Source organism: Pseudomonas sp. ADPe (genome assembly GCF_014843515.1).
In the GTDB taxonomy this organism is placed as follows: domain Bacteria; phylum Pseudomonadota; class Gammaproteobacteria; order Pseudomonadales; family Pseudomonadaceae; genus Pseudomonas; species Pseudomonas citronellolis.
This window is the reverse complement of sequence record NZ_CP062122.1, coordinates 5,985,393-6,010,300: the sequence shown is the minus strand read 5'-3', so window position 1 is coordinate 6,010,300 and position 24,908 is coordinate 5,985,393. Positions and strand designations below refer to the sequence as shown.

Sequence of the window (24,908 nt, the reverse complement as noted above, 5' to 3'; positions counted from 1 at the left end):
CCGGCTTTTCCAGAGCCACACTTCAGTCTTTGGTTGCGTTCGTTTAATATAGTCCCCTAGACTATATTGATTGCACTTTGCCATGTCTCATACCGCCCGTGAAAAAGCCAAGTTGATCGCGCGAGTCCGCCGTATCAAGGGCCAGATCGAAGGCATCGAACGCGCCCTAGAAGCGGACGCGGCCTGTGTCGAGGTGCTGCGCCAGATCGCCTCCGTGCGCGGCGCGGTCAGCGGCCTGACCGCCGAAGTGATGGAAGACCACCTGCGTGAGCACGTCCTGGCGCCGCCAGACGACAAGGAGCGCCACCAGGGCGGCGAGGAAATGATCGAAGTCATCCGGGCTTACATGAAATGAAGCTGTCGCCCGCATAGCCTTTTTCAGGAAACCACCCATGACCAGCGCCACGACCACCCCACTCGTCGCATCCGCGCACGATCATTTCTTCCTGGGTACTGACCACCAGCGCAACGAGCGCAAGGTGTGGCTGGTGATTGTGCTGACGGCCAGCATGATGCTGGTGGAAATAATTGCTGGCACGATCTACGGATCGATGGCACTGGTGGCTGATGGCTGGCACATGTCCACCCACGCGGGCGCGATGCTGATCACTGCGTTGGCCTACCGCTTCGCGCGCAAGCATGTGGGCAATCCGCGCTTTACCTTCGGCACCGGCAAGCTCGGCGATTTGGCTGGCTTTGCCAGCGCGATCGTCCTGGCCTTGATCGGGCTGCTGATCGCCTGGGAAAGTCTGGTGCGGCTGACTCAGCCGATCCACATTGATTTCAATCAGGCGATCGCCGTGGCTGCCGTGGGCCTGGTCATCAATCTGATCTGCGCCTGGCTGCTGAAAGACGACCATGCGCATCATGGCCACCACCACGGCCATCACCACCACCATGATCATGGCCATGATCACGAGCACGATGATCATCATGCACATGGCAACAGCCGCGACAACAATCTGCGCGCCGCGTACATCCACGTCCTGGCCGATGCGCTGACCTCCGTGCTGGCTATCGTGGCACTGCTGGTCGGCCGCAGCTACGGCTGGCTCTGGGCCGATCCGGCCATGGGCGCGGTTGGCGCGCTGGTGATTGCTCGCTGGTCCTGGGGGCTGATTCAGAATTCCGGTAGCGTGCTGCTCGATGCCGCTGCCGAAGGCGAGGAAGTGCGGCAGGAGATCCGGGAAGCGATGGCACCTACGGGAAGCCAAGTCACTGACCTGCACGTGTGGCAGGTCGGGCCGGGTCATTTCGCGGCCATCGTTTCGCTGATCGCCCGGGAACCGCAGGAGCCCGGGCACTACAAGGCGCTGTTGGCGCACATCCACGAGCTGTCGCATGTCACGGTCGAGGTGCAGCGGCAGGCCGCATGAGTATCGGCACGTCCCTGAAAACCTGGGCCAAGCGGATCAAGCGCGATGGCGTCACGCTGTGGTTCGCGGGCAAGCATCCCGGCACGCGCTGGTACGCCAAAGCCCTCGGGGTCTTTGTGGTGGCCTATGCGCTGAGTCCCATCGACTTGATTCCGGACTTCATTCCCGTGTTGGGTTATGTGGATGACATGCTGTTGTTGCCCGCCTTGATCTGGCTGGCCGTCAAGCTGCTGCCACCGGAAGTCCTTGCGGAGTGCCGCGATCAGGCGGATGCCTGGATGCAAGCCAACGGCACCAAGCCCAGGAGCCCGTTCGGGATGGTGCTCATCGTGTTGATATGGCTGAGCGTGGGTGCCGCAGCCTGGTGGTGGCTCAAACCGCACCTTTAGCTTGTTGCACAACCGTGCCGGCACGAGAAGCCAGGTGTCGCCACCATCGAGCGCGTGCACCATTTCTCTCAGACGCGAAAGCGCGTGACGCTATCCGTTCTTCGGTTCGGATAGCGCGACAGGTTGAGCGAAGGACTTGATACCGGAACTTTCTCGCTCGCGGCGCAAAAAAGCGGGTGCGATGCGAAGCCGTTTCAAGCGGGCAGGCGGCTGGCTCAAGCGCCATCCTTGCCCCGTGTTCGTCGGTGTTGCCGACACATGCCCAGGCAGCCGAGACCTTCGAGGCTGCAAGCGCGGGAAACCGTGCTGGTCGTTTCTTCCTACGGACGCACCGCGTCCATCCACCCACAAGGGACTTCTCCCTTGTGGGCGGGGAATCCCTTGTTCTTCCTCAAGGAGATTCCCATGGACCGTTCACTCATCAAATCCATGATGCCTTCGCTTGTCGCAGGCCATGTGCCCCGCAACGTGCGGTCGTTCAAGTATCGCGTGTTCGATGATCAGCCGCAGTCCTCGACGCTGGGCTTCGCCATAGATCCCCAGCCCTTCGACGGCAAGGTGGTCGCGGCCAACGACGACGCCATCGTCGTCAAGCTCAAGCCCAGCGAGTTCGCGGTGCTCGATCCCATCCTGGTCACTTCCGTTCCCAGCGAAGGCGCCAAGGTTCATGTCCAACCGTATGCCCGCCGCCGCTTCGACGGCCTGCGCGCGGACACCCCGGAAGTGGTCACCGAGAAGACCGCCGACGGTGTTCCCTACACCATCACCAGGCACATCCTCGGCTCCGCGCCTGCCAAGCTGCCCATCCCCGAGCCGCAGTGCATGGAACTGGGGCAGCTCATCCAGCAGTTGGAGGAAATGCCGGCTCCCGACGGGTTCCGGCGCATCACCCACATGCTGGTCGATGCGGGTGCCCGCGACTTCACCTGGGTCGATCCGAAGCCGTCCAAGATCATCGAGACGCCCCCGGCTATCAGCTTCACGGTTTCGACCGCGAAGTTCGAGGGCCAGGTGACGATCCTCTATGACCGCGGCGGCGACACCTACGTGGTGGAGCTGCACCGCGACGGCGAGCTGGTCGATCGGCATGACGAGGTGTATTTCGACATGCTCGGTGAAGTGCTGGAGCGGCTCATCGACGACGGGCACTGGCGCCTGATCGACGTGAGCGTCATCGACGCCAAGGCAACCAAGCGGCGCTACGGCTGATCGCAGCCAACCGGCGACTTGCCCCCATAGGCCTTCCATCCACTCGGGTGGAGGGCCTTTTTCTTCAGGAGATCAACCATGTCACTGCGATTCAAAGGTTCCAACCTGCGCCCCGTGCTGGCCGAGGCTGTTGCCAACCAATGCCGCGTCGTCCTCGCCAAGGACCAGGGCGTGTACTTCCTCGCCGAGCAGGGAGAGCGCCGTCCCGATGGCCGCGTGAAGCTGCTGGCCTATGCCGTCGGCTGCAACCCGGATACCGACCCGTTTGACGACTGGTGGGAACTGGCGCGCGCCGAGCTGGGTGGCGACGACTTCGGCGAAATCTTCGACCCGAAGGACGGTGTCTTCGCACGCATTCTGCACGGCACGGATGATTTGATACTGACCGCCACCACCACGCACCTGTCGCTGGAGGTGGTGCCATCGGTGTAGCGCAACGACTACCACCATCCCCTCACGGCCCCCTTCTTGGGGGCTTCCTTTTTCCAGCACCGCGGCCATCGCCGCGTGCGCGCTCGTCTCCGGCCGCCATGGCCCGCCGCGTCGGCAGCCAGCCGACATGCCTACGGAGACGACCGCATGCACGACCCGTTCAAGATCACCCAACCGACCTGCATCAGCTTCTCGGGCGGGCGCACCAGCGCCTACATGCTCTGGCGCGTGTTGCAGGCCAATGGCGGCCTACCTGCCGACACCGTGGTCTGCTTCGCCAACACCGGCAAGGAGGTGGGAGCGACGCTGCGCTTCGTGCGCGACTGCGCCGAGCACTGGCAAGTGCCGATACGCTGGCTGGAATATCTGCCCACGGAGCCAGGCTTCACGCTGGTGGACTTCGATCGGGCCAGCCGCCAGGGCGAGCCGTTCGAGGCGCTGATCCGCAAGCGCCAGTACCTGCCCAATCCCGTCGCGCGCGGCTGCACGACCAGTCTGAAAATCCGCCCGATGCACCGCTACCTGCGGCATCTGGGGTGGACGGACTGGGACCAGATGATCGGCATTCGCGCCGACGAGCAGCGCCGCGTCGCCAAGATTCGCGCGCGCGGGCATTCCACCGAATCGACCCACGAAACCATGTGCATGCCGCTGGCAGATGCCGGCATCACCGTGCGCGATGTGGGCGCCTTCTGGCAGGCGCAGCCGTTCGACCTTGATCTGCTGACGGTGAACGGGCGCACGCTTGAGGGCAACTGCGACTTGTGCTTCTTGAAACCACGCGGGCAGCGCCTGGCCCTCATCAAGGCCCGGCCCGAGGTCGCCGTGTGGTGGATTCGCATGGAGTCGCTGCACCTGGCGAGCAAGCCCAGCGGCGCCCGCTTCCGCGCCGACGGCCCCAGCTACGCCGACCTGGCGCGCTTCGCCGCCGACCAGGGCGACCTGTTCGACACTGCCGAGGAATCGATCGCCTGCTTCTGCGGCGACTGACCAGAAAGCAGAAAGGGGAACGCCTGGATGCCGATTGATTGCTGCCGCACGCGCGAGGCCCGGACATGCTGCCCCCATGCCTGCTGACGTTGTCAGCGACATGCCAGGCAACCATCGGTCTTCGAGGTTGCCGCGCAGTTCCCACTGCGTGACCGAGCCAGCTCGCACCGCATCCATCCGCGAGCGGCCACCAGTCCTGGTGGCGGATGCTTTCGCCTTATCAACCCACCGCGGGGTTACGCACCTTTCCCCGCATGCGTGGGCCGGTGTGTCTCCGCTTCATCCCAATGGAGATTCACCATGAGCACCACGTCCAACGAGAAATCGTATTTCGACCTCCACACCTCGGGCATCGGCTATATCCAGCGTGCCCGCGAGGTTCCCGTCCGGGGCGGCCGCCGCGCGCAGCCCTTCCTGGCATGCACCATCGCCGCATTGGTCGGTTCTGCCAAGGACCCCAGCTACCGCTACTTCGACGTCAAGGTCTCGGGTGCCGAGGCCAAGAAATTGGTCGAGCGCTATATCGGCGTTGACGATCCCAAGCAGCGCCCGCTGGTGCGTTTTCGCCTCGGAGACCTCTGGGGCGATGCCTATATCCGTGACAAGGGTGAGCACAAGGGCCAGGCCGCCGCGTCCCTCAAGGCGCGACTGCTCAAGGCCGAGCCGCTTGACCGGGCCGAACTGGCTTTGATCGAGCAGCACGAGCTGATCACTCGCGGTATCGGTTATCTCAGCCGTCCGAAGGACGTCACCCCCAAGGATGGCGATCCGTTCCTGTCGTGCTGCATCGCGGCACTGGCCGGGCCTGTCGGTGAACCGGAATACCGGTACTTCGACACCATCGTCGCCACCCCTGAAGCCGAGCACCTGGTCCGCCGGTGCGTACAGGCCATCGAAGGGGATCGCAAAGTGCTGATCGCCTTCAAGTTGAACGACATGAAGATCGATCCGTACATCCGCACCAAGGGCGAGCGCGCAGGGGAACCGGGAGCGAGCCTGGAATCGACGTTGGTCCACATCGGTTTCATCAAGATCGATGGCACCCAGGTTTATCCGACGAGCCAGGCGCAAGCCGAGGCGCCGCAGGCCGAGGACGCATCCGCGTCCGAAGCCGAGGTTGCCGCCGACACCGCTGCCGACCAGTCTGTCGAGCCCGCCGAGCGCGAGCCTGCAGGTGAAGTCGAGGAACATGAGCCGGCATTGGCTGCTTCGTTCTGATCCGGCATGGCCCCTGACGGGGCCTTGCCGTTTTCCTATTCCTCAAGGAGAACCATCATGGCAGTCACATCGGCACCCACGAGATCAGTCCTTCCCATCGTCGTCCCCGGCCAGCTCACGTTGCGGACCATCCGCGGCAAGAACGGCCCGTTCACGGTCGGTCGCCTGACCACTCCCATCGGCGAGTTCGCCGTCAAGGATGCGGAACTCGAACAGTACCCCGAAGGCAAATACGACGGGGAATTCGTCATCCGCTACATCTTCGCCAAGTCCTATCCAGTCGCCGGTGGCGCAAGGTTTGAAGTCCGCGCCAATCTCGACGGAATGACGCTCAACGGCATCGACAAACTGAGTCGTGACGAAGCTCGCAGCTTCGCCAGCCAGGAGGTCGATCCGCTCGATGAAGAACTGGGCGCGCAGCCTGCGGCAACGCCGGCCAAGCCCGCCAAGGCATCCAGACCCGCCAAGCCCGCACCCGTGCAGGCGTCCGCGGACCCGCTGGTCGATACCACGCCCTTCGGCGTGGATGCGCCGACGCCCGCTGCGGCTGCTGCCCCCGGCAACACCGAAGATGGCGACGCTGCGCTGTTCGGGCTGCTCTGGCCGCTGGGCGAATCCGTGAAACTGGATTCGACCATCGACCGTCGTGCCCTGCGCGCGCAGATCGCCCGCCTAGGCGAGATGGGCTATGCGTTGGACTTCAAGACGCAGGAGTGGAGCCGCCAGGCCGAACTGCAACCTGCGTGATCGCAGACGCCGCATCTGCGGCATTCCATCACCCGCTGGGGGCTCTCCCCCACGGGGAGGCCTCCGGCTCGATTCTTCAGGAGGCTTTTCATGGGTTGGTATTTCTCCCCCCAATCGCGGTCTGAACTGATCGCGGAACTGATCGCACCGCAGGAGACCGAGCGCGCCAGCGTCAAGGTCATCGCCCACGCGCTGCGCGGCAACGTCCTCTGGTCCGTCGCGGAAGTGACGGCCAAGGTCGAAGGCGTGCATCGTCATCTGGCGCCGGGCCAATCCCTGCGCTACATCCGTTGCGATCTGCTCGAACGCAGCGGCAACCAGTGGGGCTACAAGCCGCTGGACGAGTCCATGCACCCGTACTACTACACGTGCCCGCTGTCCTATCTGGATCTCGCACCAGAGCAATCCGCCGACTGGCGTGCAGGCGTTCGCGCCTACCACGCGCGGCGGCGCACACCCACGGCACCTGCGGCACCCACCGCAGCGCTGATGGCCTGAGCCAGGAGGAACCGACATGGACCCGATCCTGGCTGCGCTCCCGCCCTCGCTGCTGAAGCTCGTTGAAGGGAGTTTGTCCAACGACGAAGTTTCTTCCGACGAGGAAATGCTGGAGTACTTCATCAGCAACGGCCTCACCGAGGAACAGGCGCGGCAGGCACTGACCTACCGCGACCAGTACCTCAACAACATCTACCTGGACGGCTTCACGCCGATTACCGCGGTGGACGAGGCACTTCACTTCAACCCGCACACCCGGCAGTTCGAGCCGGACTGAGCGGTTTTCTTCTACCCCCTGGGGCAGTACTTGCCCCAGCGGGCGGTGCTGTTCCCGTTCATCCGAGGACACCACCATGCCCGCAAACACTTCTTCCACCAAGCTGTATCGGATCGACGAATGCTCCGACGTGATGGCCGACGCTTGCGTCGGCGATGACCTGGGCAATCTGATCTTCCTGTCGATCTGGGCGCGCGACACCGCCGTCCAGCAGTTCCTCGCTCGTCTGACCCTCGGGCGCGACGAACAGGGCCTGGACCAGTTCCACGTCATCACCGACCAGGGCGGCAGCGTCCCGGTGTTCGTCAGCAACGTCGATCGCCTGGAGAAGCGCATGACCCGCGCCTACCGGCGAACGCTGTTCGGTTCGCTGTCCAACGTGTGGCTGTTCGACCGCCGCTGCGTCAAGCCCGACAAGGCCAACGCCAGCGCACTGGCATTGCTGCCCAAGGGCAGCGCCCACCGGCTTGACCGCCTGTGGATGCTGGTACGGGACACCTGCCCACTACCGCTGCTCGACCACTGGCGCGAAACCGTGCTGGAGCTGTTACAGACCCGCGAGATGCTGGCCCGTCTTCCGTTCGCCCTCGGGCCGCTGGAAGGCCATCGGCTCGCCATCGACGTGCCGGCGCTGACCCTGGCGCTGGGCTCCCTGATCCGCAGTGACGTGCTCACCGCCTATCCCTATCCGGCCAAGATTTGGACGCCGGAAGCGGTAGCGGCTTGACCCACCCGCGAGAGCACGCCAAGGCGTGCTTTCGCACTTCATCCCCGCCAACAAGGAGACTTTCATGGCCCTCATGTTCCCGCGGCTCGCCCGCAATTTCGCCAAGAACGGGTATTACCCGACCGATGAACCCACGCTCGAAAGAGCCCTCAACGCACTGATGCCCAGCGATGGCCCGATGTGCATCCTCGATCCCTGCGCCGGCGAAGGCGTGGCGATCGCCGAAGCCGCTCATGCCCTCGGGCGCGAGCAGGCCAAGGCGTTCGCCGTCGAGTTCGACGCAGAACGGGCACGCCATGCCCGCGGCCTGGTCGATCACTGCCTGCACGCGGACCTGATGGACACGATGATCTCCAAGCAGTCGTTCGGGATGCTCTGGCTCAACCCGCCGTATGGCGATCTGTCCAAGGACGTCAACGGCAACATCGGCTATCAGGGCCAGGGCCGTGCCCGCCTCGAAAAGCTGTTCTACCAGCGCAGCCTGTCGCTGTTGCAGTACGGCGGCGTGCTGGTCTTCATCGTCCCCGGCTACGTGCTCGACGCCGAGCTGGTCGGCTGGCTGACGCGCCACTACACGGACCTGCGGATCTACCGAGCGGTGGAGACGCAGTTCAAGCAAGTGGTGATCTTCGGCCGCAGGGTGCGTCAGCGCGAGCTGGCACCCGATGGTCTCAAGGCCGTGCGCAATCTGCTGCTGCAAGTCGGGCTTGGTGAAGTCGAAGCCGAGGAGCTGCCGAGCGAATGGCCGTTCCTGCCGTACATCGTCCCCGCCAGTCCGGCCGAGCCGGAGCATTTCTTCCGCGTGACGATGGAGCCGGAGCAGTTCGCCGATGAGGTGGGCAGGCTCCAAGGCCTCTGGCCATCGTTGGACACGCACTTGGGGGCTGCGCAGCAATCGCTGCGTCCACCAGCGCGTGCCTTGTCGCACTGGCATCTCGCCCTGGCTCTGGCCGCGGGCGCGATCTCGGGCGTTGTGCGCTCCAAGACCGGGCGTGTGCTTGTCGTCAAAGGTGATACCCACAAGGACAAAACGCTCCAGAGGGAATTCACCGAACGCGAAGACGGCTCCGTCGCCGAGACCCGCATCCTCACCGACAAGTTCGTACCTGTCATCCGCGCGTGGGACATGACACCCGGCTCCGCTACACGGGGCGAGGTCCTGACCATCCGTTAATCCACCGGACGCGCTGCCGTCCTGCTGTACTACCTCGAAGGAGAAACACCCATGTTCTCAAGCATGTTCAAGCGGCCCGCGCCGCAGACGCAACCGTTGTTCGCACCAGGTACGTTGCAGTTGAGCGAGAAGGTGCATTGGCTGGCCCGCAAAGGCCTGATCGACCCCTTGGCTCTTGTCCAGCGCCATGTGCGCGGTGACTGGGGCGAGACCGATGAGGCCACCCGTCAAGCCAACGATGTCGCAATCCGTGGGGACGATCCGATGATCTCCCACTTCAGGATCACGCCCGAACTGGTGTTGATCGTCAAGACCAGCGAGGACCACCAGACCACGGTGATCCAGCTTCCCGAAGAACGGGACATGATCTGACAGCACCATCGTCGTCTTCATCCACCTGCCGGAGCCACTTCACGCCGCCAGGGGTGTCGTGGCTCAATGACTCATCAAGGAGGAGCCCATGGCATCACATCGCATTGAAACCTACTGCCACAGGCTGGCGTTTCCTGTCGGTGCGCTCATCTTCAGCAGAGGCATCGATCGCCTGGTCCGCACGGGTCGCCTCAACCCGATCCCGTACTTCAGGCGCCACACCCGTGGCGACTGGGGCGACGTCAACCTCCAGCAATGGCAGGCCAACAGCACTGCACTGCAATCCGGTGCATCGCTGGAATCCCGCTACGTGATCCATCCGGGGCTGGCCATCCGCATCGTCACCGATGTGCAGCGCAGCGCCACCGTCATCGTGCTGCCGTCCGAAGACTGAGCACGATTCACCAGCAGGCCGCCACGGCCGGCAATTTCGACCACCTCGGCCAAGCGCCGATTTCCTTCCCACTGCGGGGCATGCCATTGCCCCGCTGGGGGTGGTGCATGCCCCATTTTTCATTGGAGCATCACCATGTCCCTCGATCTCGAAACCACTGCCGCTGAAGCCGCGCCCGTCCAGGGCGAACTGCTCGATGCGGATTCTTCCCCTCTGACCCTGAGCCTTCAGGATTTCGTCGGCGAGTTCGGCGACGAACTGCTCGACGCCCTCAACAGCGCCAACCCGCCGGTCTATAACGGCCAGCCGCAGGCGCACCGGCAACTCATCGTCGCCAGCCTCAAGCGCAAGCTCTTCCAAGCCCAGGCCGAAGTCGTCCACGCCGCCGCGGAGCTGCTGATCGATCGGGGCGAACGCGCCGCGATCGTCAATGGCGAAATGGGCTGCGGCAAGACGACCGTCGGCATCGCCACGGCCGCTGTGCTCAACGCCGAAGGCTACCGCCGCACCCTGGTTCTTTCGCCGCCGCACCTTGTTTACAAGTGGCGGCGCGAGATCCAGGAGACGGTGGCAGGCGCCAAGGTGTGGGTGCTCAACGGGCCGGACACGCTCGTCAAGCTCATCAAGCTGCGCGAGCAGTTGAATGTCCAGCCCACGGGCCAGGAGTTCTTTGTCCTGGGCCGGGTCAGGATGCGGATGGGGTTCCACTGGAAGCCTGTCTTCACCCAGCGGCGTACCCGCCATGGCAACGTGGCGGCGTGTCCGGACTGCGGCACGGTCATCACCGACCTCGACGGCGAGCCGGTCAACCCGGTCGCGCTCCAAGCCGAGGAATACCGCAGGAAGTGCAGCCATTGCGCCGCACCCCTGTGGACACTGATCCGCCCGCGCAGCCTGTCCGGCAGCGACCAGTCCTCGGCCGTGCTGAAAGCCTTGAAGCGCATCCCGACCATCGGGGAAGTCACCGCGCAGAAGCTGATGCAGAAGTTCGGCGACGGGTTCCTGGCGTCGATGCTGGGCGACAACATCCATGAGTTCATCAACCTCATGGACGGCAATGGCGAACTGGTCTTCTCTGACCGCCAGGCGCATCGCATGGAAAGAGCGATGGCGAACATGGAGTTCGGCTTCGGCGAAGGCGGCTACCAGCCGTCCGAGTTCATCAAGCGCTACCTGCCTCAAGGCACGTTCGACTTGTGCATCGCGGACGAGGCCCACGAGTACAAGAACGGTGGCAGTGCCCAGGGCCAGGCCATGGGCGTGCTGGCGGCGAAGGCTCGCAAGACCTTGCTGCTGACCGGCACGCTGATGGGCGGCTATGGGGACGACCTGTTCGTGCGACGTGAAGTCGCTTGATTCATTGCTTCACCGCTTCGGCGGCAGGAAGCCTGATGTTCCGTCATCAGTAGCCTATCGGTGCATGCGTGGTTGGTAACGACTGCGTGTGAAGCCACCGAGACAATGTAGACCGGCGCAAGCCAAGGGAAGGCCGCGAGGCTGACCCTGCTACTGCGAGCATCAACGCGGTTGGGTCGCTAGGCTGGTTGGTATGGTTAACGCAAGTGAAGTGCTGATAAACGTCGTCACGTCTGATAGAGCCAAAGATGCTGACAGGCTCTTTCCCAAAATGGGGCTGTAGCTGGACATCCCTTTGAATAGTGGGGATGCACGGACATTCATAGCTACCGGCGAAAAGGCACAACCTAATCCGACCTTGTGAATCAAGTGAAACACGGTAAGCCCGTATCTCTGCCCCTCGGGGCAGGCAGACCGCAAGGAATGCTGTTGGAGGTGCGGGTAGAGGAATGTGGAGAAAGCGAATGCCGCTCTGTAATGGGGCGGATAGGGATTGAGCCGCAAGGCGACATCATCCCGCGCGAAAGCGAGCAGACTTCCACTTGGTCTTTCTCTACGAGAAAACTTGTCCAACCTTCTTCAAGAGGGAATTGCAGATGACTACGCAAGAAATTGCTTGCGCGGGTGCGCCCTCACGCGAATCGGTCACATGGCACAGCATCGACTGGGCCAAGTGTCACCGTGAAGTGCGAAGGCTCCAAGCGCGTATCGTAAAGGCAACGCGGGAAGGGAAACACGGCAGGGTGAAAGCCTTGCAGTGGATTCTGACCCACTCGTTCAGCGGCAAAGCTTTGGCCGTCAGACGAGTCACCGAGAACCAAGGCAAAAGAACTCCGGGCGTGGATGGCATCACGTGGTCCACACCGGAGGCCAAGTCTCAAGCGGTCCAATCGCTGCGGCGGCACGGTTACAAGCCAATGCCGTTGAAGCGAATCTACATCCCAAAGTCGAATGGCAAATTGCGGCCACTCGGGATTCCGACGATGAAGGATCGGGCAATGCAGGCGCTGCACTTGCTTGCGCTCGAACCGGTCTCGGAAACGACGGGCGACCTGAACTCCTATGGGTTCCGTCCCGCTCGTTCCACGGCGGATGCGATCGAGCAATGCTTCGCTTTGCTGGCAAAGAAAGATCGTGCTCAGTGGGTCTTTGAGGCAGACATCAAAGGCTGCTTCGACAACATCAGTCACGACTGGCTGTCCGAGAACGTCTCGATGGACTCGGCAGTGTTACGGAAGTGGCTGAAAGCGGGATACCTCGAAAGCAACGCTCTTTATCGAACGGAAGCGGGAACACCGCAAGGTGGCATCATCTCGCCAACGCTGGCAAACCTGGCCCTCGATGGGCTTGAACCGATGCTTCTTCGGCGGTACTTGAAGAAGAATTGGAACAAGCAGAAGGTCAACATCGTCCGGTACGCAGACGACTTCATCATCACCGGCGCAACGAAAGAAGTGCTGGAGAACGAGGTCCGTCCAATGGTCGAGGAATTCCTGGCTGCACGGGGGCTCACGCTCTCGCCAGAGAAGACCAAGATCACGCACATCGACGATGGGTTTGATTTCCTCGGATTTAACGTACGCAAGTACGACGGCAAGCTTCTCATCAAGCCATCCAAGAAGAACGTCTCGGCGTTCCTTGGCAAAGTCCGGGAGTTCGTAAAGGGCAATAAGGCACTCCGCCAAGACAAACTGGTGAAGGCGCTCAACCCGATGATTCAGGGGTGGGCGAATTACCATCGGCACGTCGTGGCACGCCGCACTTTCGAGCGCGTCAGGATGGAGATTTGGCAATGTTTGTGGCAGTGGGCAAGACGACGCCACCCGAACAAGGGAGCGCAGTGGGTACGGAAGAAGTATTTCCAGACCGACGGCTTCCGCGGATGGGTGTTCGCGATGGACACCGGGGAACGGCTCAGCAATGGGAAACCAAAGCTGACCGCACTTCGGGACATTTGCGATACGAAGATTCGTCGGCACCGCAAGATCAAGGCTGATGCCAATCCGTTCGACCCGCAGTGGGAAACCTACTTTGAGCAGAGGTTCGGCTTCAAGTTAAAGGACTCGCTGCAAGGGCGGAAGAAGCTCATTCGGCTTTGGATGGAACAGGGCGGTAGGTGCCCGGTTTGTAGTCAACCCATCACCGAAATCAGCGGGTGGCATGTCCATCATCTGGTCAGGCGGGTAGACGGCGGACCGGACATCAACTCCAACCTGGTCATGGTGCATCCGAACTGTCATAACCAGATTCACGTCAATGGTCTCAAGGTGGTGAAGCCGGTTCGCGAAAGCGGGCTTTGAAAGGCTTGAGCCGTATGAGGGGAAACTCTCACGTACGGTTCTTAGGGGGGGATGGGCCAGCAATGGCCTGTCCCTACCCGACTACCTGCTGTTCCGAGCCCTTCCCGGGCGGATGATCGAAGACGGCTACCGCCCGACCACGAGCGGCAGCATGACCTCGGCCGCGATGGCGTTCATGCGCGATCACGGCGTCCTCAAAGACATCTATTCCGAGAGCACCGGCACGGCGCACAAGACGGCCAAGGGCACCAAGGTATCGGTGCGCACGGTCAAGGCCCCGGGCTTCGGCCCCAAGGGTGTGCTGCGCTGCATCCTGCCGTTCACGATCTTCCTCAAGCTCAAGGACATCGGCGGCAACGTCCTGCCGCCGTATGACGAGGAGTTTCGTGAGGTCCAGATGGACGTGGCGCAAGCTGCGGCCTACCGCGACTTGGCGGGTCGGCTGACCGCGGAGCTGAAACAGGCTCTGGCGCGACGCGATACGACGCTGCTGGGTGTGGTGCTCAACGTGCTGCTGGCCTGGCCGGACTGCTGCTTCCGGTCGGAGACCGTGGTGCATCCGCGCACGCGCAACACCTTGGCGTTCGTCCCGGCTCAGTTCAACGAGTTCGAGGTGACGCCGAAAGAGCGCGAGCTGATCAACATCTGCAAGGAAGAGAAGGCGCAGGGCCGCAAGGTTCTGGCCTACACGGTCTATACCGGCACGCGCGACACCACGTCGCGCTTGAAGGTATTGCTGGAGCAAGAAGGCTTTCGGGTGGCGGTGCTGCGCGCCAGCGTGGACGCCAGCCGCCGCGAGGACTGGATCGCCGAGCAACTGGACCGTGGCATCGACGTGCTCATCACCAACCCCGAGCTGGTCAAGACGGGCTTGGACCTGTTGGACTTCCCGACGATCGTGTTCATGCAGTCGGGCTACAACGTGTACTCGCTCCAGCAGGCGGCACGCCGCTCCTGGCGCATTGGACAGAAACAGCCGGTGCGCGTGATCTACCTCGGCTATGCAGCCACCTCGCAGATGACCTGCTTGGAACTGATGGCCAAGAAGATCATGGTCTCGCAGTCCACCTCGGGCGACGTGCCCGAATCGGGCCTGGATGTGCTCAACCAGGACGGTGATTCCGTCGAGGTCGCGCTGGCCCGGCAACTGGTCGCCGCCTGATCCCCACGCCAACGCCGGCCTCGCGCCGCCGGCTTTCCGTTGTTCCCACCTTGCAGCCATGCCCACGTTTCTCGTGGGCATGGCTGCGCTCTTTCTACCAATGCTCGCTGGCCCGTTGAGTCTGCTCAACGGGGATCAGTTAAATAACCTCCTGCCGCATGCGCTTCGACAACGCCTCGGCACTTTCCTTGCGTTCGCTGTAGCGGTCCACCAGATAAGGGGCTGCATCGCGCGTGAGGAGCGTGAACTTCATCAGCTCCTCCATCACATCCACGATGCGGTCGTAGTAGGCCGAAGGCTTCATGCGCCCGGCCTCGTCGAACTCCTGCCAGGCCTTGGCAACCGAGGACTGGTTGGGGATGGTGAGCATGCGCATCCAGCGGCCGAGCACGCGCATCTGGTTCACTGCGTTGAAGGACTGCGAGCCGCCCGAGATTTGCATTACCGCCAGTGTCTTGCCCTGGGTCGGGCGCACCGCGCCGACCGACAGCGGAATCCAGTCGATTTGGGTTTTCATGAGGCCGGTCATCGCGCCGTGGCGCTCGGGCGAGCACCACACCATGCCTTCGGCCCATTGCGTGAGCGCATGCAGCTCCTGAACCTTGGGATGATCGCTCGGCGCATCGTCCACCAGCGGCAGGCCCGAGGGATTGAACATCCGCGTCTCGCCGCCCAATGCGCGCAGGATGCGCGCGGCTTCCTCGGTGGCGAGCCTGCTGTACGAGCGTTCCCGCAGCGAGCCATAGAGCAGCAGAAAGCGCGGCGCATGGCCGGCGCGCTCGGGCGCAAGCAATCGTGCCGTGTCCGGTGGCTGGAACAGCGTCGTGTCGATGTTGGGCAGATCAAGGCGCGATTCAGACACGGCGGCCTTCCGCGTCGATCACCGGCTCGCCGTCTTCCTTGTTGAATGCGCCGCGCTGCGGCTGCGGCAGGATGTCCAGCACCGCTTCCGACGGCCGGCACAGGCGCGTGCCCAGCGGCGTGGCCACAATGGGCCGGTTGATGAGGATGGGGTGTTGCTCGATGAAATCGAGCAACTGGTCATCCGTCCATTTCGGATCGCCCAGGCCGAGTTCCGCGTAGGGCGTGCCTTTTTCGCGCAGCACATCGCGCACGCTCAGTCCCGCATCGGCCAGCAGCTTGACCAGCGTTGTGCGGTCGGGCGGCGTTTTCAGGTACTCGATGACCGTGGGCTCTTCGCCGCTGTTGCGGATCAGGCCGAGCGTGTTGCGTGACGTGCCGCAGGCGGGGTTGTGATAGATCGTGATGGTGCTCATGGGACGCCTGGGTTATCTGTGGATGGGATTCGGGCCGCATTCGTACCAGCCGCGCGAGCGGTTGACTACGCGCACGACCAGCAGCATCACCGGCACCTCGATCAGCACGCCGACCACCGTGGCCAGCGCCGCGCCGGACTGGAAGCCAAACAGGCTGATGGCCGCAGCCACGGCCAGCTCGAAGAAGTTGCTCGCGCCGATCAGCGCGGAAGGACAGGCGATGTTGTGTTTCTCGCCCACCTTGCGGTTGAGCCAATAGGCCAGCCCGGAATTGAAGAACACTTGAATGAGGATGGGCACGGCCAGCATGGCGATGACCAGCGGCTGTTGCAGGATGGCTTGGCCCTGGAAGGCGAACAGCAATACCAGTGTCAGCAGCAGCGCGGCGATGGACAGCGGGCCGATGCGCGCTAGCGCGGCGTCAAAGGCAGCTTGGCCGCGCCGCAGTAACGCACGACGCCATACCTGCGCGATGATGACGGGGACGACGATGTAGAGCGCCACCGACACCAGCAGCGTGTCCCACGGCACCGTGATGGCTGACAGTCCGAGCAGCAAGCCGACGATGGGGGCGAAGGCGAACACCATGATGGTGTCGTTCAAGGCCACCTGCGACAGCGTGAACACCGGATCGCCGCCGGTCAGCCGGCTCCACACGAAGACCATCGCCGTGCAGGGCGCGGCGGCCAGCAGGATCAGGCCGGCGACATAGCTGTCGAGTTGGTCTGCGGGCAGCCACTGCGCGAAGACCTGGCGGATGAAGATCCAGGCCAGCAGCGCCATCGAGAACGGCTTGACCGCCCAGTTCACGAACAGCGTCACGCCGATGCCGCGCCAATGCTGTTTGACTTGGCCTAGCGCGCCGAAGTCCACCTTGAGCAGCATCGGGATCACCATCACCCAGATCAGCAGGCCCACCGGCAGGTTGACTTGGGCGACCTCCATGCGGCCGATGGCTTGGAACACTCCAGGCGCGAGCTGGCCCAATGCAATGCCGGCGACGATGCACAGCAGCACCCACACCGTCAGGTAACGCTCGAAGACGCTCATGGTCGGGACGGCCGGCATGGAGCGGGCCGTTTCAGCGGCTGCGGTCATAGGCACCTCACTGCTTGCCAATGTCGCGCAGCTCACGCTGCAACGACATGGCATCCAGGCGCTGGAGCGGCAGCGACAGAAACAGTTCGATGCGACGGCGCAGGGTCATCGCTGCCTCGAAAAACGCTTTGCGCTGCTGTTCTTCCGTGCCTTCGACCGCTGCCGGGTCGGGCACGCCCCAATGCGCCGAAACCGGCTTGCCGGGCCAGAGCGGACATGCTTCGCCGGCGGCGTTGTCGCAGACGGTAAAGATGAAGTCGAACACCGGGGCGTCCGGTGCTACGAATTCATCCCAACTTTTGCTGCGGTAGCCGGTGGCTTGCATGTGCAGCCGCTCCAGTGTGGCAAGCGCCAGCGGATGCACCTCGCCCTTTGGGTGGCTCCCCGCCGAGTAGGCACGAAAGCGGCCTTGGCCGAGTTCGTTGAGGATGCCTTCGGCGAGGATCGAACGGGCCGAATTGCCCGTGCAGATGAACAGTGCGTTGTAGGTGGTATTGATGGTCATGGCATCAGCAGTCGCAGTGGGAGGATTCGGAGACTTCGCATACACCGCCCTGGCAGCAATGCTCGGTCAGGTAGCCGAGCAGCCCATTCATCTGGGAGAAGTCGGCGCGATAAATGAGGTTGCGGCCTTGCTGTTCGATGGTGACGAGGCCGGCATGTGCCAGTTCTTTCAGATGAAAGGACAGCGCGTTGCGAGCCACGTCGAGTTGCTCGGCCAACACGCTGGGCGTCAGCCCTTCGGGGCCGGCGATGACCAGGGCGCGGAATACGCGCAGGCGTTGGGCATGGGCCAATGCGCTCAGGGCGGAAACAGCTTGGGCTTCATTCATTATTCAATGATACAATACTTATTGAATTAGCGGTAAAAACCTATCGGGGTCGCTTCAGAAAACGGAAAATAAAGCACGCTAAGCCGTTGCAGCGGTCGAAGCGGCCTGAACTTGCCCACGCCGATCTTGGCGCTGCTGCGCCACAGGTAATCGCCGGTCAGATTGATGTGTTCCCAAGCCCAGCGGCGACAGGTACTGCAACAGCGCGTCATTCACGGCATGGCCGTTGCCGCGCAACGCGTGCGCTGCCCGTTCCATGTAGACCGTGTTCCACAACACGACGGCCGCCGTTACCAGGTTGAGGCCGCTGGCACGGTAGCGCTGCTGCTCGAAACTGCGGTCGCGGATTTCGCCCAGGCGGTTGAAGAACTCGGCGCGGGCCAGGGCATTGCGCGCCTCGCCCTTGTTCAGTCCGGCATGCACATGGCGGCGCAGCTCGACACTTTGCAGCCAGTCCAGGATGAGCAGCGTGCGCTCGATGCGCCCCAACTCGCGCAGGGCCCAATGAGCGCGAACGCGCTTGATGTTGAGCGTGCCGCCGATCATTGGCTTGAGCGCGGCATACGCAGCGTCACCCTTCGGAATGTAGAGCTTGGTGTCGCCCAGGTCGCGGATACGCGGCAGAAACGGAAGCCCAGCAGGTGCATCAGTGCGAAAACGTGATCGGTGAAGCCTGCCGTATCGGTGTAGCCCGTCCCGAAATCATCGGCAGCGAAGCGCACGCCGATGGCGCGCAGCGCATCCAGGACAGGGGAAATCACCGGATCGCCGAAAGCGGCCGATTCGGTCAGTTCGATCTCCAGATATTCGGCGGACAAGCCCGCATCCGCCAACACCCGTTGCACCTGGTCATAGAAATCTGCCCCCATCTGGCGGGCGGATACATTGACAGCCAGGCGGAACGGCCGCCATTGCAGCGGCTGCCAGTCGTGCATCTGGCGACAGGCTTCGCGCAGCACCCATGCACCAATTTCCGGCATCAGGCCGGACGATTCCGCCACCGGTAGGAACTGGCCCGGCAGCAACAAGCCGAGACTCGGATGCTGCCAGCGCAACAGCGATTCCGCGCCGGTAATCTCGCCACTGCGCAGATCGACAATCGGCTGGTAGTGCAGCTCAAGCTGTCCGCGCTCGACGGCCTGGACCAGTTGTGCCGTCGTCCATTCGGCGAGAGGGAAGGCGCTCATGCTCTTCCCTTAAACGCCCGCAGCACCCTCGCCACGGACAGGACGAACAAGCCGGTCAGCGCGATGGCGGCGATACCCCAGTGCTCCCCGATGAATGAGCCAGCGGTCGTTCCGGCCAACACGACGGCGAGAATGGGGAGATGGCAGGGGCAGGTCAGCACTGCCAGCGCGCCCCACAGATAGCCGATGAGCGGCTTGCGTGTCTCAACGGGGATACGCTCTGGACTGTTCATGGCGAGACCTCCGCGTCGCGTGCCAGCTCGGTGAGCTGAAAGGTCAACTGCGCTTCCAGGTCGGTTAGCGCCTGACGCCGACGCTCCACGAGGTGGCGCAGCTCAGCAAGCCGCGCCACCGCTTCATCGCCGTTTGCGACATCCAGAGCTCGGCATAGCCGCGTCAATATGTCGAGGCCGATGCCCGCTTCAAAGGCGGCCCGAACGAAGCACAACCGCTGCAACGCCTCCGCATCGAACAAGCCGTAGCCGCCAGCGGTGTGATCCACCGGCCGCAACAATCCACGCAGCAGGTAGTCGCGCACTACATGCACACTCACACCGGCATCATGGGCCAGCTGGGACACCGTATAGGCGTTCATCGAACACTTCCTTTTCCTCAGCCCGCGCAGCACGAAAGCTGCTTCACATCCTTGCTGAAGGTCTGCGCCGCGAGCTTCAGCCCTTCGACCATCGTCAGGTAGGGGAACAACTGCTCGGCCAGTTCCTGCACCGTCATGCGGTTACGGATCGCGAGCACCGCCGCCTGGATCAGTTCGCCCGCTTCCGGGGCCACCGCCTGCACGCCGACGAGTCGTCCGCTACCTTCCTCGATGACCAGCTTGATGAAGCCGCGCGTGTCGAAGTTGGCGAGCGCGCGCGGCACGTTATCCAGCGTGAGCAGGCGGCTGTCGGTCTCGATGCCGTCGTGATGCGCTTCCGCTTCGCTGTAGCCGACCGTGGCGACCTGCGGATCGGTGAACACCACCGCCGGCATCGCGGTCAGATTGAGGGCTGCGTCCCCGCCTGTCATGTTGATGGCCGCACGGGTGCCGGCGGCCGCTGCCACATAGACGAATTGCGGCTGGTCGGTGCAGTCGCCGGCGGCATAGATATGCGGCGTGCTGGTGCGCATGCCCTTGTCGATGACGATAGCCCCCTGCGCATTGGCGGCGATTCCCGCCGCTTCCAATGCAAGGCTGCGCGTGTTCGGTGTGCGACCGGTAGCGACCAGCAGTTGGTCGGCGCGCACTTCACCATGTCCCGTGGTCAGCATGAATTCGCCGTCTGCATAGGCAACCTGGCTGGCTTGCGTGTGTTCCAGCACCTTGATGCCTTCGGCACGGAAGGCGGTTGTAATGGCTTCGCCAATGGCCGGGTCTTCGCGGAAGAACAACGTGCTGCGCGCCAGGATCGTGACCTGGCTGCCCAGCCTGGCGAAGGCTTGCGCCAGTTCCAGCGCCACCACCGACGACCCGATCACGGCCAGACGCTCGGGAATGGTGTCGCTCACCAGCGCCTCGGTGGATGTCCAGTAGGGGGACTCTTTCAAGCCCGGAATCGGCGGCACGGCCGGGCTGGCGCCGGTGGCGACCAGGCAGCGGTCGAACGTCACGACGCGCTCGCCGCCATCGTTCAAGCGGACGGCAAGGCTCTGGTCGTCCTTGAAACGCGCTTCGCCGTGCAGCACGGTGATAGCAGGGTTGCCTTCCAGAATGCCTTCGTACTTGGCGTGGCGCAGTTCATCAACACGCGCTTGCTGCTGGGCCAGCAGTTTGCTGCGGTCAATCGGCGGCACAGTCGCCGCAATGCCGCCGTCGAACGGACTTTCACGGCGCAAATGGGCAATGTGAGCGGCGCGGATCATGATCTTGGACGGTACGCAGCCGACATTGACGCAAGTGCCGCCGATGGTGCCGCGCTCGATCAGGGTGACATGTGCGCCTTGCTCGACGGCTTTCAGCGCCGCTGCCATTGCCGCGCCGCCGCTACCGATCACGGCGACCTGCAATGGGCGTTCGCCGTCGCTGCCCTTGTCGGCGGCACCCATCCAGCCGCGCACCTTGTCGAGCAGACCACTGCGATTCTCGGTCGCGGGGGCATCGGCCAGCGTTGCTTTGTAGCCAAGTCTCGCCACGGCGGCGGTCAGTGCGTCCGGCGCGGTGCCGGCGTCAAGCGCGAGCTGCGCCGCGCCCTTGGCATAGGACACAACGGCCGACTGTACGCCCGGTACTTTCTCCAAGGCTTCCTGGACGTGCGCCGCGCACGAATCGCAGGTCATGCCGGTGATCTTCAGGGTGGTCATACTTGTTCCTTTTCTGTTGTCGGCGATGGCCGTTGCCGTCAGCCGCGATGTGCTGGCAGTTCGCAGCTGTCGGGTCCACAGCGGCGATGCGCCGGCGAGACGAAATCCCAGACCGACACCCCGACCATCAAGGCCAGCCCGAGGTACAGCAGGTTCGCCGTCCACCAGTTACCGAGCAGCCAGACCGTGGCCGCGAAGACGATGGCCGGCCCGATCATGCCGAGCAGGCTGCGGTGCCATTGCCGATGACTCAGCCAGCCCAGCCCGTTCGCCACGAAGGCGAGCGCGGCAAACAGCGGCAGCAGCCGGCTGATGAACAGTCCTTCGTACCGGCTTAGAGAGCCCAGCCCGATGGCCGCGCCGAAGCTGGCGAGAGCCGGAAAACAGGCCGCGCAGCCCATCGCGGAAACGACGCTACCGAGCGCCCCGGTTTTATCGGCGATGCGGGTAATCAAGCCCATGATGCCGCTCCTGGCTCAGCGGCTCACTACTTGACGCTGGACGGATAGCCCGCGTCTTCGGTCGCTTTGGTCAGCTTCTGGACGCTGGTCTTGGCGTCGTCGAAGGTGACGACGGCCTCGCGCTTGACGAAATCCACGTCGGCCTTGCTCACGCCATCGACCTTGGAAAGCGCTTTCTTGACCGTGATCGGACAGGCAGCGCAGGTCATGCCCGGCACCGACAGTTTGACGGTTTGGGTGGCAGCCCATACGGGGGCAACGACGGCGACGAGAGCGAGGGAGGCAAACAGTTTTTTCATGGTGATCTCCGATTAGTAAAACAAGGGAAGGACATAGGGGAATCCGAGCGCAACCAGTACCAGCGCGGCCACGACCCAGAAAATGAGCTTGTAGACGCTGCGCACCTGCGGGACCGCGCACACCTCGCCCGGCTTGCAAGCGTTTGCCGGCCGAAAGATGCGCCGCCAAGCGAAGAACAACGCAACCAGCGCCGCACCGATGAAAATCGGACGGTACGGCTCCAGCACCGTCAGGTTGCCGATCCAGGCACCACTGAATCCCAAGGCGATCAGAACCAGCGGCCCCAGGCAGCAGGTCGAAGCGAGAATGGCGGCCAGCCCGCCGGCGAAGAGCGCGGCACGCCCGTTTTGTGGTTCAGCCATGTGCTTGTCCTATCGAAAGCGGATTGAGTAGCGTAACCTTACTTCCGTAGTCATGTACGGAGTCAAACGGTATGCAAACTATTTTTGAGAATCTGACCATTGGCGCTTTTGCCAAGGCGGCCGGGGTCAACGTGGAGACCATCCGGTTCTATCAGCGCAAGGGACTGTTGCCCGAGCCGGACAAGCCCTATGGCAGCATTCGCCGGTATGGTGAGGCAGACGTGACGCGGGTACGGTTTGTGAAATCAGCCCAGCGGCTGGGCTTCAGCCTGGACGAAGTTGCCGAACTGCTCAGGTTGGACGACGGCACGCACTGCGATGAAGCCAGCCACCTGGCGGAGCACAAGCTCCAGGACGTACGCGAAAAGATGGCCGACCTAGCGCGCATGGAAACCGTGCTATCTGCGTTGGTGTGCGCCTGCCATGCCCGCAAGGGGAATGTTTCCTGTCCGCTGATTGCGTCGCTGCAAGACATGTAATGACCCAGTGATTTCCTGCTCAGGTGTAACCTTTTCAAGGAGACGCCGATGAGCGCGGTAATGGAAGAAGAGATCAAACGTTGGACAGCACGGCGGAAGTCGGCGCTGGTGTTGGAGATCATCCAGGGCAAGACCACTGTGTCGGAGGCGAGTCGCCAGTTCGACTTGCCGCCATCAAAGATCGAGAGCTGGGTCGATGACGGAAAGCGCGGGATGGAGAACGCGCTGCGTGCCAAGCCGGAGGACGTGCGCGAGCAGTATGAGCGGCAGCTCAAGGATCTGCAGGAGGCGTATGGCGAGGCGATGCTGGAGCTGCGTGCACGAAAAAAATTGGCGTCCCTGCTGGGCAAGGACGAGACCTGATGGTCACGATCCAGCAGGGACTGCGCAATGACGGCGTGGCGGTCTCGATGTCGCAGTTGTGCCGCTGGTTCGACGTGCCGCGTCGGACGGTTTACTACCGGCCAGTGAAAGCTGCACCGGCGGTGCGGCCGGAGCTGGCCGGCCCGATCAAGCAACTGATCGAGGCCGAGCCCTCGTTTGGCTATCGCACGGTCGCCGGATTGCTGGGCATGAACAAGAACACGGTGCAACGGATCTTCCAGTTGATGGGCTGGCAGGTACGCAAACGCGCTGTGGGCATGCGTCCCCGCATCCAGGCACTGCCCTCGGTGGCCTCGGCGCCGAACCAGCGTTGGGCGACCGATCTGTGCCGGATCTGGGGCGGCCGTGATGGTTGGCTCACATTGGCGCTGGTGATCGACTGCCACACCCGCCAACTGCTGGGATGGCATCTGTCGCGAACCGGCCGTGCGACGACGGCGGCAGCGGCTTTGGAGCAGGCGTTGATCACGCGCTTCGGTACGCTCGGCCGCGTTCCCGAACCGTTCCTGCTGCGCTCGGATAACGGACTGGTCTTCACCAGCCGCCACTACACGCGCCTGGTGCGCAGCTACGGATTACGGCAGGAATTCATCACCCCGCACTGTCCACAGCAGAACGGCATGGTCGAACGCGTCATACGGACGCTGAAGGAGCAATGCGCACACCGGCACCGCTTCGAAAGCCAACAGCATGCAATGCGCGTGATCGGCGACTGGATCCAGTTCTACAACCACCGGCGGCCGCATCAGGCGCTGGGCATGAAGACACCCGCCGAGGCATACGCTTTAGCGGCCTAACCTGTGCAGGAAGTGCTGGGTCATTACAGACAACCGAACAGTGCCAGCGTGATGTAGCCGAGGGGCGGCTACGCCTTAGCGTGCTCTATTTTCCGTTTTCTGATGAGACGACCTCTATTCGAGCGGCCTTGATCGCCGGCCTGGGCCTGCGTGTGCTGCGCACTTACCCAAACCCCCATGTGCGAGGTGTGGGGTGGCGGCTTGCTGTTCCCTTCATCGTGCCACGGCGTGCTCGCCGTCAAGGGCGGCGCGCGCCGTGCGCGCTTGCGTCCTGGCGGCCGTCTGTGACCCCTGACTGCTTGCGCTGCGCCGTGCCCTGAACGGGTCGGGCAATTCCGCCCGGCATCCTTTCAGGAGTTCACCATGCACAACGCATTCATTACCGACGAACGGCCAGCCGCTGCGCTTCAAGATCGGCGACGCGGTGATCTACACCAACGAATTCGGCGTCCAATTCCATTGCCGCGTCGCCGGGTTCTACAAGCCAACGGAGCCTTCGGGGTTGTATGCGCTTGGCAGGCGCTACCTGCTGGATTCATCTTCGCCGTGGATGCCGGTTGCGCAATCCAGTCTGCGTCCTGACGATTCGGCTTGATGCCTTCGCGCCCCTGACGGGGCGCTGCGCGCTTCGCTTGCCTCCAGGGGAAAGCCCTGCGGGCTATCCCCGCCGCGCAGGCTTGGCGCCCCTGAACGCCGCCGACCCGGCTGCGCCGGATCGGCCAGACAGCATCCGAAGCAGATCCACGACGCCTTGCCTGTGCTTGTCCTGATCGTGTTGTCCATGCGGTTTTGAAGTCTGGGCGTCCCCGGC

At 63.1% G+C, this 24,908-nt stretch carries 29 protein-coding genes and 5 pseudogenes; 21 read left to right on the top strand and 13 right to left on the bottom strand.

All coding sequences use genetic code 11. From position 1 onward, the window contains the following. Positions 1–82: 82 nt before the first annotated feature. The 17 genes and pseudogenes from IG194_RS27220 to IG194_RS27140 form a co-directional block, all read left to right on the top strand. Positions 83–355 carry a metal/formaldehyde-sensitive transcriptional repressor gene (locus IG194_RS27220; RefSeq protein WP_058489323.1) on the top strand — a complete coding sequence of 91 codons (273 nt, stop codon included), beginning with the start codon at positions 83–85 and terminating at the stop codon, positions 353–355. Positions 356–392: 37 nt separating this feature from the next. Further along, positions 393–1,376: a CDF family Co(II)/Ni(II) efflux transporter DmeF gene (gene dmeF / locus IG194_RS27215; RefSeq protein WP_058489322.1), complete on the top strand. Its 984-nt coding sequence runs from the start codon at positions 393–395 to the stop codon at positions 1,374–1,376. Further along, positions 1,373–1,765: a YkvA family protein gene (locus IG194_RS27210; protein WP_058489321.1), complete on the top strand. Its 393-nt coding sequence runs from the start codon at positions 1,373–1,375 to the stop codon at positions 1,763–1,765. The genes dmeF and IG194_RS27210 overlap by 4 nt, the downstream gene beginning before the upstream one ends. 405 nt (positions 1,766–2,170) lie before the next feature. Further along, positions 2,171–2,974, top strand: coding sequence for a hypothetical protein (locus IG194_RS27205; protein ID WP_058489320.1), 804 nt, complete (start codon positions 2,171–2,173; stop codon positions 2,972–2,974). A gap of 78 nt (positions 2,975–3,052) precedes the next feature. Continuing rightward, on the top strand, positions 3,053–3,406 hold the full coding sequence (locus tag IG194_RS27200) for a DUF3085 domain-containing protein (RefSeq protein ID WP_058489319.1): 354 nt from the start codon (positions 3,053–3,055) through the stop codon (positions 3,404–3,406). Between the two features lie 147 nt (positions 3,407–3,553). Continuing rightward, positions 3,554–4,396, top strand: a complete 843-nt coding sequence (locus tag IG194_RS27195) for a phosphoadenosine phosphosulfate reductase family protein (protein WP_058489318.1) — start codon at positions 3,554–3,556, stop codon at positions 4,394–4,396. Between the two features lie 300 nt (positions 4,397–4,696). After that, positions 4,697–5,614 (top strand): DUF3577 domain-containing protein, encoded by a 918-nt coding sequence (locus IG194_RS27190; protein ID WP_058489317.1) that lies wholly within the window; start codon positions 4,697–4,699, stop codon positions 5,612–5,614. Between the two features lie 57 nt (positions 5,615–5,671). Continuing rightward, positions 5,672–6,361, top strand: coding sequence for a DUF3275 family protein (locus IG194_RS27185; protein ID WP_058489316.1), 690 nt, complete (start codon positions 5,672–5,674; stop codon positions 6,359–6,361). Positions 6,362–6,451: 90 nt separating this feature from the next. After that, on the top strand, positions 6,452–6,859 hold the full coding sequence (locus IG194_RS27180; protein WP_058489315.1) for a hypothetical protein: 408 nt from the start codon (positions 6,452–6,454) through the stop codon (positions 6,857–6,859). 16 nt (positions 6,860–6,875) lie between these two features. Beyond that, positions 6,876–7,136 carry a hypothetical protein gene (locus IG194_RS27175; protein ID WP_058489314.1) on the top strand — a complete coding sequence of 87 codons (261 nt, stop codon included), beginning with the start codon at positions 6,876–6,878 and terminating at the stop codon, positions 7,134–7,136. 76 nt (positions 7,137–7,212) lie between these two features. Beyond that, complete coding sequence (locus IG194_RS27170) at positions 7,213–7,863, top strand: hypothetical protein (RefSeq protein ID WP_058489313.1); 651 nt, start codon at positions 7,213–7,215, stop codon at positions 7,861–7,863. Positions 7,864–7,903: 40 nt separating this feature from the next. Further along, positions 7,904–9,037: a DUF6094 domain-containing protein gene (locus IG194_RS27165; RefSeq protein ID WP_263866498.1), complete on the top strand. Its 1,134-nt coding sequence runs from the start codon at positions 7,904–7,906 to the stop codon at positions 9,035–9,037. Positions 9,038–9,088: 51 nt separating this feature from the next. Then, a complete protein-coding gene (locus IG194_RS27160; protein ID WP_058489311.1) occupies positions 9,089–9,409 on the top strand; it encodes a hypothetical protein in 321 nt (106 codons plus the stop codon). Positions 9,410–9,497: 88 nt separating this feature from the next. Further along, entirely contained in the window at positions 9,498–9,803 is a 306-nt protein-coding gene (locus IG194_RS27155; protein WP_058489310.1) for a hypothetical protein, read from the top strand. A 135-nt stretch (positions 9,804–9,938) separates the two neighbouring features. Next, positions 9,939–11,138, top strand: a pseudogene (locus IG194_RS27150) (DEAD/DEAH box helicase); the annotation flags it as partial. A gap of 617 nt (positions 11,139–11,755) precedes the next feature. Then, complete coding sequence (ltrA, locus tag IG194_RS27145) at positions 11,756–13,459, top strand: group II intron reverse transcriptase/maturase (protein WP_058174471.1); 1,704 nt, start codon at positions 11,756–11,758, stop codon at positions 13,457–13,459. An 82-nt stretch (positions 13,460–13,541) separates the two neighbouring features. Continuing rightward, a pseudogene (locus tag IG194_RS27140) lies at positions 13,542–14,621 on the top strand (helicase-related protein); the annotation flags it as partial. A gap of 139 nt (positions 14,622–14,760) precedes the next feature. Here the strand turns inward: IG194_RS27140 and arsH are convergent. The 13 genes and pseudogenes from arsH to merT all read right to left on the bottom strand — a co-directional run bounded on the left by arsH (position 14,761) and on the right by merT (position 22,437). Next, positions 14,761–15,483, bottom strand: coding sequence for an arsenical resistance protein ArsH (arsH, locus tag IG194_RS27135; protein WP_058489309.1), 723 nt, complete (start codon positions 15,481–15,483; stop codon positions 14,761–14,763). Then, positions 15,476–15,898 (bottom strand): arsenate reductase (glutaredoxin), encoded by a 423-nt coding sequence (arsC, locus tag IG194_RS27130; protein ID WP_058489308.1) that lies wholly within the window; start codon positions 15,896–15,898, stop codon positions 15,476–15,478. The genes arsH and arsC overlap by 8 nt, the downstream gene beginning before the upstream one ends. Before the next feature lie 12 nt (positions 15,899–15,910). Beyond that, positions 15,911–16,996 (bottom strand): ACR3 family arsenite efflux transporter, encoded by a 1,086-nt coding sequence (gene arsB, locus IG194_RS27125; RefSeq protein ID WP_058489307.1) that lies wholly within the window; start codon positions 16,994–16,996, stop codon positions 15,911–15,913. A 7-nt stretch (positions 16,997–17,003) separates the two neighbouring features. Then, positions 17,004–17,501, bottom strand: a complete 498-nt coding sequence (locus IG194_RS27120; RefSeq protein WP_058489306.1) for an arsenate reductase ArsC — start codon at positions 17,499–17,501, stop codon at positions 17,004–17,006. A 4-nt stretch (positions 17,502–17,505) separates the two neighbouring features. Next, positions 17,506–17,829 carry an ArsR/SmtB family transcription factor gene (locus IG194_RS27115; RefSeq protein WP_058489305.1) on the bottom strand — a complete coding sequence of 108 codons (324 nt, stop codon included), beginning with the start codon at positions 17,827–17,829 and terminating at the stop codon, positions 17,506–17,508. Positions 17,830–17,907: 78 nt separating this feature from the next. Further along, positions 17,908–18,464, bottom strand: a pseudogene (locus IG194_RS33105) (Tn3 family transposase); the annotation flags it as partial. 48 nt (positions 18,465–18,512) lie between these two features. Further along, positions 18,513–19,016, bottom strand: a pseudogene (locus IG194_RS33100) (EAL domain-containing protein); the annotation flags it as partial. After that, entirely contained in the window at positions 19,013–19,249 is a 237-nt protein-coding gene (gene merE / locus IG194_RS27100; RefSeq protein ID WP_058489303.1) for a broad-spectrum mercury transporter MerE, read from the bottom strand. The pseudogene IG194_RS33100 and the gene merE, both read right to left, overlap by 4 nt. After that, a complete protein-coding gene (gene merD, locus IG194_RS27095; RefSeq protein WP_058489302.1) occupies positions 19,246–19,611 on the bottom strand; it encodes a mercury resistance co-regulator MerD in 366 nt (121 codons plus the stop codon). Before merD ends, merE begins: the two co-directional genes overlap by 4 nt. A gap of 17 nt (positions 19,612–19,628) precedes the next feature. Then, entirely contained in the window at positions 19,629–21,314 is a 1,686-nt protein-coding gene (merA, locus tag IG194_RS27090) for a mercury(II) reductase (protein ID WP_064987645.1), read from the bottom strand. A 38-nt stretch (positions 21,315–21,352) separates the two neighbouring features. Continuing rightward, on the bottom strand, positions 21,353–21,775 hold the full coding sequence (merC, locus tag IG194_RS27085; RefSeq protein ID WP_058489301.1) for an organomercurial transporter MerC: 423 nt from the start codon (positions 21,773–21,775) through the stop codon (positions 21,353–21,355). Positions 21,776–21,801: 26 nt separating this feature from the next. Then, the gene (merP, locus tag IG194_RS27080) at positions 21,802–22,074 is read right to left on the bottom strand and encodes a mercury resistance system periplasmic binding protein MerP (RefSeq protein WP_058489300.1); all 273 of its coding nucleotides are present in this window, start codon (positions 22,072–22,074) and stop codon (positions 21,802–21,804) included. A 12-nt stretch (positions 22,075–22,086) separates the two neighbouring features. Continuing rightward, positions 22,087–22,437, bottom strand: coding sequence for a mercuric ion transporter MerT (gene merT / locus IG194_RS27075; protein ID WP_058489299.1), 351 nt, complete (start codon positions 22,435–22,437; stop codon positions 22,087–22,089). Between the two features lie 71 nt (positions 22,438–22,508). Here merT and merR point away from each other — a divergent pair, with 71 nt between their 5' ends. From merR to IG194_RS33190, 4 genes and pseudogenes are all read left to right on the top strand, one after another. Then, positions 22,509–22,916 carry an Hg(II)-responsive transcriptional regulator gene (gene merR, locus IG194_RS27070; protein WP_058489298.1) on the top strand — a complete coding sequence of 136 codons (408 nt, stop codon included), beginning with the start codon at positions 22,509–22,511 and terminating at the stop codon, positions 22,914–22,916. Between the two features lie 48 nt (positions 22,917–22,964). Then, positions 22,965–23,279: a transposase gene (locus IG194_RS27065; protein ID WP_058489297.1), complete on the top strand. Its 315-nt coding sequence runs from the start codon at positions 22,965–22,967 to the stop codon at positions 23,277–23,279. Continuing rightward, positions 23,279–24,097: an IS3 family transposase gene (locus IG194_RS27060; RefSeq protein WP_141679818.1), complete on the top strand. Its 819-nt coding sequence runs from the start codon at positions 23,279–23,281 to the stop codon at positions 24,095–24,097. The genes IG194_RS27065 and IG194_RS27060 overlap by 1 nt, the downstream gene beginning before the upstream one ends. Before the next feature lie 382 nt (positions 24,098–24,479). Beyond that, positions 24,480–24,692: pseudogene (locus IG194_RS33190) on the top strand (hypothetical protein); the annotation flags it as partial. Positions 24,693–24,908 lie beyond the last annotated feature (216 nt).

What these genes read in the sequence shown, in the direction of transcription:
- dmeF (WP_058489322.1), top strand. Translation starts at nt 393, where the DNA reads ATGACCAGCGCCACGACCACCCCACTCGTCGCATCCGCGCACGATCAT.
- merE (WP_058489303.1), bottom strand. Translation starts at nt 19,249, where the DNA reads ATGAACAGTCCAGAGCGTATCCCCGTTGAGACACGCAAGCCGCTCATC.
- IG194_RS27185 (WP_058489316.1), top strand. Translation starts at nt 5,672, where the DNA reads ATGGCAGTCACATCGGCACCCACGAGATCAGTCCTTCCCATCGTCGTC.
- merR (WP_058489298.1), top strand. Translation starts at nt 22,509, where the DNA reads ATGCAAACTATTTTTGAGAATCTGACCATTGGCGCTTTTGCCAAGGCG.
- IG194_RS27210 (WP_058489321.1), top strand. Translation starts at nt 1,373, where the DNA reads ATGAGTATCGGCACGTCCCTGAAAACCTGGGCCAAGCGGATCAAGCGC.
- IG194_RS27120 (WP_058489306.1), bottom strand. Translation starts at nt 17,501, where the DNA reads ATGACCATCAATACCACCTACAACGCACTGTTCATCTGCACGGGCAAT.
- IG194_RS27065 (WP_058489297.1), top strand. Translation starts at nt 22,965, where the DNA reads ATGAGCGCGGTAATGGAAGAAGAGATCAAACGTTGGACAGCACGGCGG.
- ltrA (WP_058174471.1), top strand. Translation starts at nt 11,756, where the DNA reads ATGACTACGCAAGAAATTGCTTGCGCGGGTGCGCCCTCACGCGAATCG.
- arsC (WP_058489308.1), bottom strand. Translation starts at nt 15,898, where the DNA reads ATGAGCACCATCACGATCTATCACAACCCCGCCTGCGGCACGTCACGC.
- arsB (WP_058489307.1), bottom strand. Translation starts at nt 16,996, where the DNA reads ATGACCGCAGCCGCTGAAACGGCCCGCTCCATGCCGGCCGTCCCGACC.
- IG194_RS27115 (WP_058489305.1), bottom strand. Translation starts at nt 17,829, where the DNA reads ATGAATGAAGCCCAAGCTGTTTCCGCCCTGAGCGCATTGGCCCATGCC.
- merD (WP_058489302.1), bottom strand. Translation starts at nt 19,611, where the DNA reads ATGAACGCCTATACGGTGTCCCAGCTGGCCCATGATGCCGGTGTGAGT.
- merP (WP_058489300.1), bottom strand. Translation starts at nt 22,074, where the DNA reads ATGAAAAAACTGTTTGCCTCCCTCGCTCTCGTCGCCGTCGTTGCCCCC.
- IG194_RS27175 (WP_058489314.1), top strand. Translation starts at nt 6,876, where the DNA reads ATGGACCCGATCCTGGCTGCGCTCCCGCCCTCGCTGCTGAAGCTCGTT.
- IG194_RS27190 (WP_058489317.1), top strand. Translation starts at nt 4,697, where the DNA reads ATGAGCACCACGTCCAACGAGAAATCGTATTTCGACCTCCACACCTCG.
- IG194_RS27195 (WP_058489318.1), top strand. Translation starts at nt 3,554, where the DNA reads ATGCACGACCCGTTCAAGATCACCCAACCGACCTGCATCAGCTTCTCG.
- IG194_RS27160 (WP_058489311.1), top strand. Translation starts at nt 9,089, where the DNA reads ATGTTCTCAAGCATGTTCAAGCGGCCCGCGCCGCAGACGCAACCGTTG.
- IG194_RS27170 (WP_058489313.1), top strand. Translation starts at nt 7,213, where the DNA reads ATGCCCGCAAACACTTCTTCCACCAAGCTGTATCGGATCGACGAATGC.
- IG194_RS27180 (WP_058489315.1), top strand. Translation starts at nt 6,452, where the DNA reads ATGGGTTGGTATTTCTCCCCCCAATCGCGGTCTGAACTGATCGCGGAA.
- merC (WP_058489301.1), bottom strand. Translation starts at nt 21,775, where the DNA reads ATGGGCTTGATTACCCGCATCGCCGATAAAACCGGGGCGCTCGGTAGC.
- IG194_RS27200 (WP_058489319.1), top strand. Translation starts at nt 3,053, where the DNA reads ATGTCACTGCGATTCAAAGGTTCCAACCTGCGCCCCGTGCTGGCCGAG.
- IG194_RS27155 (WP_058489310.1), top strand. Translation starts at nt 9,498, where the DNA reads ATGGCATCACATCGCATTGAAACCTACTGCCACAGGCTGGCGTTTCCT.
- IG194_RS27205 (WP_058489320.1), top strand. Translation starts at nt 2,171, where the DNA reads ATGGACCGTTCACTCATCAAATCCATGATGCCTTCGCTTGTCGCAGGC.
- merT (WP_058489299.1), bottom strand. Translation starts at nt 22,437, where the DNA reads ATGGCTGAACCACAAAACGGGCGTGCCGCGCTCTTCGCCGGCGGGCTG.
- merA (WP_064987645.1), bottom strand. Translation starts at nt 21,314, where the DNA reads ATGACCACCCTGAAGATCACCGGCATGACCTGCGATTCGTGCGCGGCG.
- IG194_RS27220 (WP_058489323.1), top strand. Translation starts at nt 83, where the DNA reads ATGTCTCATACCGCCCGTGAAAAAGCCAAGTTGATCGCGCGAGTCCGC.
- IG194_RS27060 (WP_141679818.1), top strand. Translation starts at nt 23,279, where the DNA reads ATGGTCACGATCCAGCAGGGACTGCGCAATGACGGCGTGGCGGTCTCG.